At 65.8% G+C, this 13265-nt stretch carries 16 protein-coding genes and 1 tRNA gene; 14 read left to right on the top strand and 3 right to left on the bottom strand.

Translation table 11 applies throughout. The features are described from left to right. Positions 1-141 precede the first annotated feature (141 nt). Entirely contained in the window at positions 142-588 is a 447-nt protein-coding gene (locus HZF03_RS22850; RefSeq protein ID WP_119017770.1) for a nuclear transport factor 2 family protein, read from the bottom strand. Positions 589-662: 74 nt separating this feature from the next. Here HZF03_RS22850 and HZF03_RS22845 point away from each other — a divergent pair, with 74 nt between their 5' ends. Together HZF03_RS22845 and HZF03_RS22840 are read left to right on the top strand one after the other, a co-directional pair. Further along, on the top strand, positions 663-872 hold the full coding sequence (locus HZF03_RS22845) for a hypothetical protein (RefSeq protein WP_042441327.1): 210 nt from the start codon (positions 663-665) through the stop codon (positions 870-872). Positions 873-904: 32 nt separating this feature from the next. After that, complete coding sequence (locus tag HZF03_RS22840; RefSeq protein WP_119017769.1) at positions 905-2596, top strand: FAD-dependent oxidoreductase; 1692 nt, start codon at positions 905-907, stop codon at positions 2594-2596. 69 nt (positions 2597-2665) lie between these two features. Here the strand turns inward: HZF03_RS22840 and HZF03_RS22835 are convergent, their stop codons facing one another. After that, positions 2666-2953 (bottom strand): hypothetical protein, encoded by a 288-nt coding sequence (locus tag HZF03_RS22835; protein ID WP_119017768.1) that lies wholly within the window; start codon positions 2951-2953, stop codon positions 2666-2668. Between the two features lie 234 nt (positions 2954-3187). Between HZF03_RS22835 and HZF03_RS22830 the strand changes: the two genes are divergently transcribed. The 11 genes from HZF03_RS22830 (at position 3188) to HZF03_RS22780 (ending at position 12425) form a co-directional block, all read left to right on the top strand. Beyond that, positions 3188-3478, top strand: a complete 291-nt coding sequence (locus tag HZF03_RS22830) for a DUF3551 domain-containing protein (RefSeq protein WP_119017767.1) — start codon at positions 3188-3190, stop codon at positions 3476-3478. Positions 3479-3637: 159 nt separating this feature from the next. After that, positions 3638-4927, top strand: a complete 1290-nt coding sequence (gene murA, locus HZF03_RS22825) for a UDP-N-acetylglucosamine 1-carboxyvinyltransferase (protein ID WP_011160065.1) — start codon at positions 3638-3640, stop codon at positions 4925-4927. Between the two features lie 19 nt (positions 4928-4946). Continuing rightward, positions 4947-5402 (top strand): DUF2948 family protein, encoded by a 456-nt coding sequence (locus HZF03_RS22820; protein WP_119017766.1) that lies wholly within the window; start codon positions 4947-4949, stop codon positions 5400-5402. A 123-nt stretch (positions 5403-5525) separates the two neighbouring features. Beyond that, complete coding sequence (gene hisD, locus HZF03_RS22815) at positions 5526-6821, top strand: histidinol dehydrogenase (protein WP_012497707.1); 1296 nt, start codon at positions 5526-5528, stop codon at positions 6819-6821. Further along, a complete protein-coding gene (locus HZF03_RS22810) occupies positions 6818-7309 on the top strand; it encodes a UPF0262 family protein (RefSeq protein WP_011160062.1) in 492 nt (163 codons plus the stop codon). The genes hisD and HZF03_RS22810 overlap by 4 nt, the downstream gene beginning before the upstream one ends. Positions 7310-7367: 58 nt before the next feature. Beyond that, positions 7368-7835: an arsenate-mycothiol transferase ArsC gene (locus HZF03_RS22805; protein ID WP_119017765.1), complete on the top strand. Its 468-nt coding sequence runs from the start codon at positions 7368-7370 to the stop codon at positions 7833-7835. Between the two features lie 587 nt (positions 7836-8422). Beyond that, complete coding sequence (locus tag HZF03_RS22800) at positions 8423-9589, top strand: AAA family ATPase (RefSeq protein ID WP_119017764.1); 1167 nt, start codon at positions 8423-8425, stop codon at positions 9587-9589. 96 nt (positions 9590-9685) lie between these two features. Beyond that, positions 9686-10309 carry a Maf-like protein gene (locus tag HZF03_RS22795; protein WP_012497704.1) on the top strand — a complete coding sequence of 208 codons (624 nt, stop codon included), beginning with the start codon at positions 9686-9688 and terminating at the stop codon, positions 10307-10309. Then, the gene (gene yacG, locus HZF03_RS22790) at positions 10299-10481 is read left to right on the top strand and encodes a DNA gyrase inhibitor YacG (protein WP_119017763.1); all 183 of its coding nucleotides are present in this window, start codon (positions 10299-10301) and stop codon (positions 10479-10481) included. The genes HZF03_RS22795 and yacG overlap by 11 nt, the downstream gene beginning before the upstream one ends. 135 nt (positions 10482-10616) lie before the next feature. Further along, a tRNA-Phe gene (locus tag HZF03_RS22785) sits at positions 10617-10692 on the top strand. Positions 10693-10778: 86 nt separating this feature from the next. Further along, positions 10779-12425: a tyrosine-type recombinase/integrase gene (locus tag HZF03_RS22780; RefSeq protein WP_234832185.1), complete on the top strand. Its 1647-nt coding sequence runs from the start codon at positions 10779-10781 to the stop codon at positions 12423-12425. A 9-nt stretch (positions 12426-12434) separates the two neighbouring features. Here the strand turns inward: HZF03_RS22780 and HZF03_RS22775 are convergent, their stop codons facing one another. Continuing rightward, complete coding sequence (locus HZF03_RS22775; protein WP_119017761.1) at positions 12435-12866, bottom strand: hypothetical protein; 432 nt, start codon at positions 12864-12866, stop codon at positions 12435-12437. A gap of 100 nt (positions 12867-12966) precedes the next feature. Between HZF03_RS22775 and HZF03_RS22770 the strand changes: the two genes are divergently transcribed. After that, positions 12967-13203 carry a helix-turn-helix domain-containing protein gene (locus HZF03_RS22770; RefSeq protein ID WP_119017760.1) on the top strand — a complete coding sequence of 79 codons (237 nt, stop codon included), beginning with the start codon at positions 12967-12969 and terminating at the stop codon, positions 13201-13203. Positions 13204-13265: the final 62 nt, after the last annotated feature.

Raw genomic sequence — 13265 nt, 5'->3', positions numbered from 1 at the left:
CGGCCGTTCCTTGCCACAGGGCATCCGCCGGCGCAAGCGGATCGCGCCGGATGCCGGGGAAAAACCGGCCATAAGGTTCTCGAATTGGTCGCATCGTTCGTGTCGAGCGCCGGCCGGGCGGTTTGCGGCCTGCCGCGAGGCTCAGCGGACCGGATCGGTGCGCTTAAGCTGCATCAGCTGTGGTCCGATGCGGCGGCCGATTTCCTCACCGAGCGCCGACAGCGCCCGCAACGGCCGGATCAGGACCTCGAATTCGGCGATTTGGCCGTCGTCGTTGAAGCGCATCAGGTCGATACCCTTCAGATCCCAGGTTTCGATCGCAGCGCTGAATTCCAGCGCGACCTGTTGGGAGTCACCGATATAGGTGCGATGGTAGCGAAAGCCTTGAAAGATACTGGAGACGGTGCACAGAACCAGCAAACAGGCGGTGCGGCCGGCGATCGGCGACCGCACCACCGGGGAGTGCAGCACGACCGCGTCGGCGAGCAGCGGCCGCATCCGGTCGCAGTCCCGGCTGACGAACATGTCGTGCCAGAGCGCCAGCGTCCTCTGCGCGGCCGGCGCGATCCCCGAAGCCTCGATTGTCATGGCTGTCTCATTCGCGGCAACATGCCGAAACCATTATGTCGAACAATGGAACCGAGAGTTCAGCAGTATTCACCATGGCCGATATGCAGAATTCGCCCCCGCGAGGCTCCAGTCGCGAGCAGCGGCTGGCCGAGGCGTTGCGCGCCAATCTGAAACGCCGCAAGGCGCAGGCCCGCGGCCGCGCGGAGCCGGAGCCCACACGCCCTGTCGCGATCGTGCAAGACACGCCGGATACCGGCGGTCATGATGCCGCCAGCCAGCGCGGTGATGCTGGCGGCGACTGACACCCGGCGCGACCACGCGAAGAGGCGGATGCATGGCGGATTCGAGTTCTGAGGACGACCGGCCGGATGCCTCTCAGGCCAGGCCTGTCGATCGCCACGATCAGACCTTTCCGGTGCTGACCGCGACCGAGATCGATCGGATCCGGCGGTTCGGTGAGGTGCGGAGCTATGCCGACGGCGCGCGGCTGTTCGAGACCGGTCAACCTGGCCCGGGGATGTTCGTGGTGCTGTCCGGCCATGTCGCGGTCACTCAGCGCGACGGGCTGGGCCACATCACACCGGTGGCCGAGCAGGGGCCGGGGCAATTTCTCGCCGAGATCGGCCAATTGTCAGGCCGCGTCGCGCTGGTCGATGGCATCGCCGAAGGTGAGGTCGAGTGCCTGCTGATCCCACCGGACCGACTGCGCGGCCTGCTGGTTGCCGAGGCTGACCTGGGCGAGCGGATCATGCGGGCGCTGATCCTGCGGCGGGTCAATCTGATTCAAGGCGGCGTTGGCGGCCCGGTTCTGATCGGCTCGGCGAACGCCTCGGACGCGGTGCGTCTGATGGGTTTCCTCACCCGCAACGGCTGGCCGCACCATCTGCTCGATCCGGCGACCGATCACGACGCCGCCGAGCTGGTGGCACGCTATTCGCCGACGCCGCGTGATCTGCCGCTGGTGGTGACGCCGGACGGCACCGTGCTGCGCAACCCCAGCGAATCCGAGTTGGCGCTGGCGATGCGCATGAACGGCCACATCGACCGTTCCAAGCTGTACGACGTCGCCATCGTCGGCTCCGGGCCGGCGGGGCTGTCGACTGCGGTGTATGCGGCGTCAGAAGGGCTCACCGTGGCGGTGTGCGATCAGCGCGCGTTCGGCGGCCAGGCCGGCGCCAGCGCGCGGATCGAGAACTATCTCGGCTTCCCGACCGGCATCTCCGGCATGGCGCTGACCGCGCGGGCCTACAATCAGGCGCAGAAATTCGGCGCCGATATCATGATCCCGACCGAGGTGAAGTCGCTGGTGTGCGGCTGCAACGACGGCACGTTCAAGCTGACGCTCGACGATGGCGGCGAGCTGCGCGCCCGCGCCATCGTGGTCGCCAGCGGCGCGCGCTATCGCCGGCCGCAGATCGAGCGGCTCGCAGAATTCGAAGGCCGCGGCGTGTATTATTGGGCGTCGCCGATCGAAGCGCGGCTGTGCAAGCAGCAGGAGGTGATTCTGGTCGGCGGTGGCAACTCGGCCGGCCAGGCCGCCGTGTTTCTGTCGGGCCATGCGGCGCGGGTCCATATGGTGGTTCGCGGCGGCGGGCTGGCCGCCAGCATGTCGCGCTATCTGATCGAGCGGATCGAATCGACGCCGAATATCGAGCTGGTGTTCAACACCGAGGTGGTGGCGCTCGACGGTTCGGCCGACAGCGGCCTGCAGCAGGCGACGCTGCGCAGCCGGCTGTCCGGCGAGGACCGGATCATGGTGGTCAGCAACCTGTTTCTGTTCGTCGGCGCCGATCCGGCGACCGCCTGGCTCGACGGCTGCGGCGTCACGCTGGACCGCGCCGGCTTCGTTGTCACCGGCGCGCCATCGGCCGACGAAGGCCAGCGTCCGGCACAGGCGCTGGAGACGTCGGTGCCCGGGGTGTTCGCTGTCGGCGACGTCCGCTCCGGCTCGGTCAAGCGGGTCGGCGGCGCGATCGGCGAGGGCGCCCAGGTGGTCGCGGCGCTGCACGGCTACCTGGCCGGCTAAACGTCCGCGAAACAAAAAGAGCCCCGGCTGAAGCCAGGGCTCTTGAGTAAGTCCGATTCGCCTGAGCGGTTAGCGGCCGGCGTTGCCGCTGATCGTGCCGTTGTTGTTGCCGCGCGGGCCGGTATCGCCCTGGGTCGAAGACGGAGTCGGGTGATTGGCCCCGTTCACGCCCTTGCCGCCCATGCCGGTGGTGGCGCCGGGCGCCATCGTGCCGGTTCGAGGCGCGCCGTTGCCGACGTTCTGCGAGCCCATCGCGTTGCCGCGCGAGTCGGTCTGGCTCTGGGCGGCGGCAGCCATTGTGGTTGCCAGCAGCGCGGCGGCGGCAAGGCTGGTCAAACGGGTCATTCGGGATGTCATAGAACCTCCATCGGGTGAATGGTGCGATCGCACCGATGCAGGCCAACGGGCGGGCCCGTTGGCCGTTCCGGGAGGGGACGGGGAGACGCGGTCACTTCCGCCGCGATGTGGTATCAAAAGGTGATTGCCGAGCCGGCTTGCGGCGGCGACCCAGTGTGGACGCGAACCGTTCGCCGGGCCGGAACGACGAAGCCGATGACGGGTTGGTGCGGCAGATCACGGGAGGATCGAGCAATGCTATCGAAATGGAAGACTGCCGCGATGCTGCGGACCGCCGCCTTCGCATTCGCTGCGGTCGTCGCCGGCGCGGGCCTGTTCGCGGTGGCGACGCCCGCTGAGGCGCGCGACTATCCGTACTGCCTCACGTCGCCGGGCTATGGCTATCCGGGCGAGTGCCGCTATGCCTCTTACGGGCAATGCCGCGCCGCGGCCTCCGGCCGGCTGGCGGACTGCATCGTCAATCCGCGCGCCGCATTTCGCGAGCCGCGCCACCGCGATTACCGCACCTACGGCCAGAGCTGGTGATCCGGGTTTAGCGGACTTCGACCCGGTTTTGCGGGCACAGGATCGCCCGCCGCGGCATCGCGCGAGCCCCGTCGCCCTTGAAATCGCCTCAAATTCCACGCTTTTGCCACGGGCGGCGCTCCTGCCGTATAATTCCACGGCAAATCAGCGGGAATCGGCATGGATCGGATCAAGATCATCGGCGGCAACGAGCTGCGGGGCACCATCCCGATTTCGGGGGCCAAGAATGCGGCGCTGCCCTTGATGATCGCGGCCCTGCTGACCGACGAGACCCTGATTCTCGACAATGTGCCGCGTCTGGCCGACGTCGCGCTGTTGCAGCGGATCCTCGGCAACCACGGCGTCGACATCATGGCGGCCGGCAAGCGTCCGGGCGACCACGAATATCAGGGCCAGACCCTGCACATCTCCGCCAAGACCATCGTCGACACCACCGCGCCGTATGACCTGGTGTCGAAGATGCGCGCCAGCTTCTGGGTGATCGCGCCGCTGGTGGCGCGGATGCACGAAGCGAAGGTTTCGCTGCCGGGCGGCTGCGCGATCGGCACCCGGCCGGTCGACCTTCTGATCATGGCGCTGGAAAAGCTCGGCGCCGAGATCACGATCGACGGAGGCTACGTCATTGCCAAGGCGCCCGGCGGCCTGAAGGGCGCGACCATCGCGTTCCCCAAGGTTACCGTCAGTGGCACCCATGTGGCGGTGATGGCGGCGGCGCTCGCCAAGGGCACCACCATTATCGACAATGCGGCGTGCGAGCCTGAGATCGTCGACGTCGCCGACTGCCTCAACAAGATGGGCGCGAAGATCACCGGTGCCGGCACCCCGCGCATCACCATCGAGGGCGTCGCCAAGCTGCACGGCGCGCGCCACACCGTGCTGCCGGACCGGATCGAGACCGGCACCTATGCGATGGCGGTGGCGATGGCCGGCGGCGAGGTCCAGCTTTCCGGTGCCCGTCCCGAGCTGCTGCAGGCGGCGCTCGACGTGCTGACCCAGGCCGGCGCCACCATCACCGTCAACAACGACGGCATCAAGGTCGCGCGCAACGGCGCCGGCATCAGCCCGGTGACCGTCACCACCGCGCCGTTCCCCGGTTTCCCAACCGATCTGCAGGCGCAGCTGATGGCGCTGATGACCCGCGCCAAGGGCGCCTCGCACATCACCGAGACGATCTTCGAAAACCGCTTCATGCACGTCCAGGAGCTGGCGCGGTTCGGCGCCAAGATCTCGCTCGATGGCGAGACCGCGACCATCGACGGCGTCGAGCGGTTGCGCGGCGCGCCGGTGATGGCGACCGATCTGCGCGCCTCGGTGTCGCTGGTGATCGCGGCGCTCGCTGCCGAAGGCGAGACCATGGTCAACCGCATCTATCATCTCGACCGCGGCTTCGAACGGCTCGAAGAGAAGCTGTCGGCCTGCGGCGCCAACATCGAGCGCATCAGCGGCTGATGCCGCGAAGGGGCCGGCCGTGGGCGATCTCAAGCTGCTTGCTTTCGATGCGGACGATCTTTCGGTGATCTCGGCGCACGTCCAGGACGCTCGGGTCGAGATCGGCGACATCGTCTGGCGACAAACCGAGAAGCGCCTGGTGATCGGCCTGCACCGGCTCGATTGGGAGCAGACGCTGTCGGGCGAACCCGTGCCCGGCCGCCTGATCGCCGCGCTGCGGTTCGAGCGCGTGCTGGCCTGCAAGTCGCGCGCGATTGACATGAATGCCAAGAACGAAGCGCTGGAATTGATCGGCCTCGAATTCTACGCTGCGCCGGAGCCGCCCGGCGGCAGCGTGGTGCTGATGTTCTCGCGCGGCGGGATGCTGCGACTCGACGTCGAATGCCTCGAATGCGCGCTGACCGATCTTGGTCCTGATGCGCTCGGTGTCGGCGACGGCGAGGCTCCGCCGGAAAACCTCGGTGGGCTCGGCTGAGCGAGCCGCAAGGCCACCCCGCGCCGTCCGCCAAACCACGCAGTTATGAGGGTTGACGGCGGTAAGACGCCGCGCCATTGAGCAGAGGCCGCCCCGCCGCAGCCGCCTGCCGGATCAATCGACATGCCCCTTCGTCTCGATAACGCCAGTCCCGATTTCGCTTCCAAATTCAAAGCCTTCCTGGCGATGAAGCGGGAGGTTGCGGCGGATATCGAGGCCGCCACCCGGGCCATCGTCGACGATGTCGCACATCGTGGCGACGCTGCGCTGCTGGAAGCGACCGAAAAGTTCGACCGGCTGACGCTGGATGCCGCCGGCATGCGGGTCGGCGAGGCCGAGGTCGAAGCCGCCGTGAAGGCGTGCGATTCCGAGACGATCGACGCGCTGAAGCTGGCGCGCGACCGCATCGAATTCTTCCATCGCCGGCAATTGCCGAAGGACGATCGCTTCACCGATCCGCTCGGCGTCGAGCTCGGCTGGCGCTGGAGCGCGATCGAGGCGGTCGGCCTGTACGTGCCCGGCGGCACCGCGGCGTATCCGTCGTCGGTGCTGATGAATGCGATTCCAGCCAAGGTCGCTGGTGTCGAGCGCGTGGTGATGGTGGTGCCGTCGCCCGGCGGCACGCTCAATCCGCTGGTGCTGGCCGCGGCGCAGCTCGCTGGCGCCACCGAGATCTACCGCATCGGCGGCGCACAGGCGGTGGCTGCGTTGGCCTACGGCACCGCGACGATCGCGCCGGTCGCCAAGATCGTCGGCCCCGGCAACGCTTATGTCGCTGCAGCCAAGCGCCTGGTGTTCGGCCGCGTCGGCATCGACATGATCGCCGGTCCATCGGAAGTCGTGGTGGTTGCCGATAAGACCGCCAATCCGGATTGGATTGCGGCCGATTTGTTGGCGCAGGCCGAGCACGACGCCAATGCGCAATCGATTCTGATTACCGATAGCGCGGTACTCGCCGCCGACGTCGAGCGCGCCTTGGCGGCGCAGCTCACCACGCTGCCGCGCGTCAAGATCGCGCGCGCCTCGTGGGACGAGTTCGGCGCCATCATCAAGGTCGCCAAGCTGGAGGATGCGGTCCCGCTCGCCAACGCGATCGCGGCCGAGCATCTCGAGATCATGACGGCCGATCCGGAAGCGTTCGCCGACAAGATCCGCAATGCCGGCGCGATCTTCCTCGGCGGCCATACGCCGGAAGCGATCGGCGACTATGTCGGCGGCTCCAACCACGTGCTGCCGACCGCGCGTTCGGCGCGGTTCTCGTCGGGCCTCGGCGTGCTCGACTTCATGAAGCGCACCTCGATCCTGAAGTGCGGGCCCGAACAGCTCGCCGCGCTCGGCCCGGCCGCGATGGCGCTCGGCAAGGCCGAAGGATTGGATGCGCATGCGCGATCGGTGGGACTGCGTCTGAATCAGCGATGAGCAATCCGGAACCAGACGATTCCAACAATCGCATCGTCGCGGTGACGCTCGACGAGGAATCGATCGGGCGCTCGGGACCGGACATCGAGCACGAGCGCGCCATCGCGATCTACGATCTGGTCGAAAAGAACCTGTTCGCGCCCGAAGGCGCGGGCGAGGGGCCGTTCACCCTGCATATCGGCATCACCGGCAACCGGCTGATGTTCGACATCCGCCGTGAGGATGGCGCGCCGGTGATCACCCATCTGTTGTCGCTGACGCCGTTCCGCCGCATCGTGAAGGACTACTTCATGATCTGCGACAGCTACTATCAGGCGATCCGCACCGCCACGCCCGACAAGATCGAAGCCATCGACATGGGCCGCCGCGGCATCCACGACGAAGGCTCGCGCACGCTGCAGGAGCGGCTGGCCGGCAAGGTCCGTATCGATTTCGAGACCGCGCGGCGGCTGTTCACGCTGATCTCCGTGCTGCACTGGAAGGGCTGACGATGCGCGGCGCGCGCAGGGCAACCTGGCGTGGGCCGAGCGGCGGCGGACGGCGGTGATGATCCCGCCGTCGCGGACCGGCCTGCCGCACGCGGTACTGTTCGCCTGCGGCATGAACAGCGTGCGCTCGCCGATGGCCGAGGCGATGCTGCGCGGCATCGCGCCGCGTACGATGTATGTGCGCTCCGCCGGGGTGAAGACCCAGGAACTCGATCCCTTCGCGGTGGCGGTGATGGCCGAGCGCGGCCTCGACATCTCCAAGCACAAGCCGACCACCTTCGAAGAGCTCGACGATTACGAGGGCCTGAACTTCGACCTGATCGTCACGCTGTCGCCGGAAGCGCACCACAAGGCGCTGGAGCTGACCCGCGCCCACGCGGTCGACGTCGAATACTGGCCGACCTACGATCCGACGGGCACCGAAGGCAACCGCGAGCAGAAGCTCGCCGCCTACCGCGAAGTCGCCGACTCCCTGATGCAACGCATCTACAAACGCTTCGGCCGCCACAGCGGCGGGAACGAGTAGTTGGTCGCTGCGAGGCACAGCGCAACCTCTCCCCGCGCGCGGGGAGAGGTCGGATCGTCGCGCAGCGATGATCCGGGTGAGGGGGCGCCTCAGCAAGGCCGAGAGTCAGTGCTTGCGTCTGCCCCTCACCCCAACCCTCTCCCCGCAACAGCGGGGCGAGGGAGCTCGCCGCCGATGGTGCGGGCTCAGTCATCCCGGTCATGTGCATCCATCGCATGCGATGATGCTTCGGCCGCCACAGCAGCGGGAACGAGTAGTTGAGAGCTGGTAATCTGTTTCGGCAAAACGTGACTTGCCTTGCACGCCTTCGCACGACGCACTGAGTAACCTCGCCTTCCCGCAGAACGTCATTCCGGGGCGCGCCGCCAGGCGCGAACCCGGAATCCCGAGTTTGTGGAGCATGGCCTCCTGCAAATCGAGATTCCAGGTTCGCTCGCTGCGCGAGCGCCCCGGAATGACGTTCCGCGGGGGAAGGGGCGCAAGCATGCAAAGAGAAGAGCCCCCACTTCGCAGACTGCGGCTCCATGCTTTGGCCGCTCGCTCCGCATCTGCTATCCATCGAGCGTTAGGACACCGCGAGAATCGCAATGATCACGCGACTTGCTGTTTCGGGCTACCGATCGTTGCGCGACGTTCGGCTGTCGCTCGGGCCGCTGAATGTCGTCACCGGCGCCAACGGCACGGGGAAGTCGAGCCTGTATCGCGCGTTGCGGCTGCTGGCCGAGATCGCGCAAGGGCGGGTGATTCAATCGCTGGCCGCCGAGGGCGGCTTGCCGTCGACGCTGTGGGCCGGGCCTGAGACGCTGTCGCGCACGATGAAGCGCGGCGTTCATCCGGTGCAGGGCACGACGCGTAGCACCCGCGTCAGCCTGAAGCTCGGTTTCGCCGGCCCGGATTACGGCTACGCGATCGATCTCGGCCTGCCGCCGCCGCCGGATGGGCCGCGCGCATCGAGGTTCACGCGCGATCCGGAGATCAAGGTCGAGACCGTGTGGACCGGCGAACTGCTCGGCCGCGCCAACGCGTTCGCCGAACGGCGCGGTCCGTTCGTGCGGGTGCGTGACGACGGCGGCCAGTGGCGCGAGGTGTATCGGTCGCTGAGCCCCGCCGACAGCATGATGACTCACGGCGCCGATCCGCGTGAAGCGCTCGAACTATTGCTGCTGCGCGACCGGATGCGGGACTGGCGGTTCTATGATCAGTTGCGTACCGATCGCGACGCCCCGGCGCGGCGGCCGCAGATCGGCACCCGCACGCCGGTGCTCGGCGGCGACGGTGCCGATCTGGCGGCAGCGATCCAGACCGTCCTGGAGATCGGCGATCACGAGGCGCTCGCGGCCACCATCGACGATGCTTTTCCGCGTGCGCGCCTCGAGGTGTCCGAGGCCGACGGTTATTTCGAACTGGCGATGGAGCAGCACGGCCTGCTGCGTCCCCTGAAAGCCGCTGAATTGTCGGACGGCACGCTGCGCTACCTGCTGCTGGTCGCCGCGCTGCTGTCGCCGCGGCCGCCCGAGCTGATGATCCTCAACGAGCCTGAGGCCAGCCTGCACCCCGATCTTCTCGCGCCGCTCGCCCGGCTGATCGCCGCAGCCGCGACACGCTCGCAGATCGTCGTGGTGTCGCATGCCGACGGACTGGTATCGGCGCTGCGCCGCGAGGCGGACAGCCGCGAGATCGTGCTCGAGAAAGAGCTGAGCGAGACGCTGGTCCGCGACGGCGAGCGCCCATCCTGGAACTGGCCGGCGCGTTGACTGTCCTGCTCTGTGCCCGGCGCCTGTTGTCCCGGCACGCGCCTTCCGATAGGTTCCGCGCTCTCTCCCGCCACCCTGTCGAATCAAAAGTTCCGCATGCTCGGCCGCCCCAAACTCGTTCTCGCCTCCGGCTCGCCGCGACGGCTCGCGCTGCTCAATCAGGCCGGCATCGAGCCCGATGCGCTGCGGCCGGCGGACGTCGACGAAACGCCGATCCGCGGCGAGCTGCCGCGCGCCTGCGCCAACCGGCTGGCCCGCGCCAAGGCCGAGGCGGCGCTGCAGTCGATCCAGCTCGACGATGATCTGCGCGGCTCGTATCTGCTCGCCGCCGACACCGTGGTGGCGGTCGGCCGCCGCATCCTTCCGAAGGCCGAGCTGACCGACGAAGCCTCGCAGTGCCTGCGGCTGCTGTCGGGTCGCAACCACCGCGTCTATACCGCGGTCTGCCTGGTCACGCCGAAGGAAGCATTCCGCCAGCGCCTGGTCGAGACCCGGGTGCGGTTCAAGCGGCTGTCGGAAGAGGACATCGCCGGCTATGTCGGCTCCGGCGAATGGCGCGGCAAGGCTGGCGGCTATGCGGTGCAGGGCATCGCCGGCTCGTTCGTGGTCAAGCTGGTCGGCTCCTACACCAACGTCGTCGGGCTGCCGCTGTACGAGACGATTTCGCTGCTCGGCGGCGAGGGTTTCCCGATCCGTCACGGCTGGCTCAATGCCGGCTGAACCGGCCAAGCCGAAGCGGAATGGCGCCAAGCCTTGCCCGGTCTGCGGCAAGCCGGCGACCGCCCAATCGCACCCGTTCTGCAGCGAGCGCTGCCGCGACGTCGACCTCAATCGCTGGCTGTCCGGCGCCTACGCGATTCCGGGCCGCCCGGCCGACGACGAAGAGGATTGAGTGGAAATTCCGGGGGCCGGCTCTGCGACGATCCGGTGAATTTTTCCCCGGCAAAACACCGTCCCGACGGGTGGACAGCGCCGCCGTGTCTGACTATAACCCGGCGCTCCCCCGGTTTCGAACCGGGCGGACGACGCCCAGGTAGCTCAGTTGGTAGAGCATGCGACTGAAAATCGCAGTGTCGGTGGTTCGATCCCGCCCCTGGGCACCATTTTATTGAAGACGTCCATCCCTTCAATAAGTTAAGCCCTATCAGTGTGTTGCGCTTGCCCGACTGCCTAACAAGGGTGCGTAACAATGCTGTTTCGGGTGGTACGTCCCATGAAGCGGAAGAGCTCGCGGTCTGCCTATTTCGTGCAGCGCATTCCGGCTGACATTAAAGGCAGGATCGCTGGCCGGAGGCTCGCGATTCCGTTCGGCGGCAGCACCAAATTCGTCACCCCGACGGAGCGCTCCCAGTCGATTTCCTTTTCGCTCGGCACGGATGATCCGGCCCAAGTGAAGATCTTGCAGGCGGCAATCGCAGGCCACCTTGAGACGATTTGGCAGGCGTTTCGAAATGATGACCCGGTCACGCTCTCGCACCGTCAAGCAACGGCGCTCGCCGGCGATCTCTATCGCATTTGGGCCGACAGTGAGGTCGGCGCCAGGACAGTGGCCATCGAACACATCCCCGGAATTGGTTGGAAGCGCTGCGCTGAATCTCAGGAAGAGCACGAAGCCTATTGGGCGGCCGTGGTGGATATGTGGGAAAGGGTCGGCTCCAGCGGAGACGCAAAGGATTTGGAGCAGCCCCTCGGGCCGCTGGTAGACCGCCTGCTCCTCAGCAAAGGGATACGTCACGTTGACGAGGACTCTCGGGCCATCCTTCTGTCCGCCTTCTGGATGGCAATGAGGGACGCCTTCGAGAGCCGCAAGAGAAACGCTGAGGGCAACTATGCCCCGGACCCCAAGGCGACTCGTTTTCCGGATTGGCGAGCCCCTCTGCGGAGCGCAGGCGATCCCATCAAGGCGGATGTTTCGCTGAAGGGGCTGGTTGAAGATTGGTGGACAGAAGCCCAAGCCGCTGGGCGAAAGCCGAGCACCTATGAAAGCTATCGGAACACGATGGCAAAGCTCGTCGCTGTCTTGGAGCACGATGATGCAAGCCGAGTGACTCCGGAAGACATTCTCCGTTTCAAGGATGTCCGCCTTGCGAAAGGCGCGAGTGCCAAGACGGTCAAGGACAGCGACCTTGCCGGCCTGAAGACCATTTTTGCATGGGCCAAGATGAATAGGCGGATTGCCACCAATCCTGCCGAGGGGATCACGCTAAAAGTCTCGAAGCCTCGAAAGCTCCGCTCGAAGGGGTTTTCGGATGCGGAGGCCGCGCTCATCCTACGCCATGCGAAGGGCTACCAAGCAGGCCGGGAGGCACCGAAACTTGCGGCTGCGAAACGGTGGGTGCCGTGGCTGTGCGCGTTCACGGGTGCACGCGTGGGCGAAATGCTCCAGCTCCGGAAACAGGATGTTCGCCGAGAAGGCAACCATTGGGTCGTGCATGTGACGCCTGAGGCCGGGCCCGTAAAGACAGATGAGGCCAGGGTCGTCGTGCTTCATCAGCAGGTGATTGAGCTAGGCTTCTTGGGTTTTCTCGAAGGCTCCAAGCCGGGCCATCTCTTCATCACGCCGGGTTCAGATGAGCTTGGCATCCGCAAAGCGGTGAAGACTGCGCGGAATAAGGTGAACATGTTTGTCCGCGAAGTCGTGCAGGACCCGAATGTCGATCCAAGCCACGGCTGGCGGCATCGCTTCAAGACGGTGGGAATTGATGAGCAGGTCGAGATGCGCGTCCTGGACGCCATCCAAGGTCACGCCCCGCGGAATATTTCGGAAGGCTACGGCGAGGTGACCATCAGGGCGATAGCTGACGCCATTGCTAGGTTTCCGTCCATAAAAGTTTGAGCTTCGACTTCACCAAATTCGTGCAGCTTCCCTGCATTGGGGAATTCTCTTGCATGTATCCACCGTCTTCTCGACCAACCGGCCCTCGTAAGATGTCGAGAAACGCATATTGCTCACATATGCGCCGAGCCACGCTGCAAGTGCAAGAATTGCGAAGTAGCGAAGTCGCATGGCCGCTTCAAAGATGCTTGGGTATCGTGGCCAGAAATACATGAGGCTCAAAAACGAGACCGGAATTGCCGCGTAGACGAGTAAGGCGACAGCTGCGCGGGGCAGGTCAAGTGAAGAAAGCGCTGTTTCAAAGAGCCAAACAGTCCCGCCGACCACGCCCCAAACCATTGTCCACGTCGCGAGGGCATTAAATAGCCGAGCTTCGGGCTGGGTGGGGTCCATTTCAGAGATCCGGACTTTCGGACGGTCTTTCAGCAATTCAACCTCCATAAGAGAACACCCGTCTTGTAGACTATAAGTCACGGTCTCTCAAACAAAATGGGACTTATAGTCCGTAGACCAAAAGTCATCATCGCGGCCCCTTGCTCTCATGGAAGACGAGACGGGCATCGTTGGCGTAGTGGCGGCAACCGTGCGGAGAGCCCGCAAGGCGGCCGGGCTGTCTCAGGAAGACTTAGCCTTAGAGGCCGGGCTGGATCGCACCTACATCAGCCAAGTCGAACGGGGAAAGCGAAACCTTACGGTGATCGTGCTGGCTCGCATCGCGGGTGCCTTAAAGACGACCCCGGATAAGCTGTTGATTCCCCCGCGCAAGGCTCGAAGTTAGTCGTCCCCAAAATCGTGTCCGGTGTCTGCCCGGTCACTTTAAACGCCCGACCCCAAGCCCAT

Source organism: Rhodopseudomonas palustris (assembly GCF_013415845.1).
GTDB classification, from domain to species: Bacteria; Pseudomonadota; Alphaproteobacteria; order Rhizobiales; family Xanthobacteraceae; genus Rhodopseudomonas; species Rhodopseudomonas palustris_F.
Note: the sequence above shows the minus strand (reverse complement) of the source record. Positions and strands in the feature narration are given on the sequence as shown.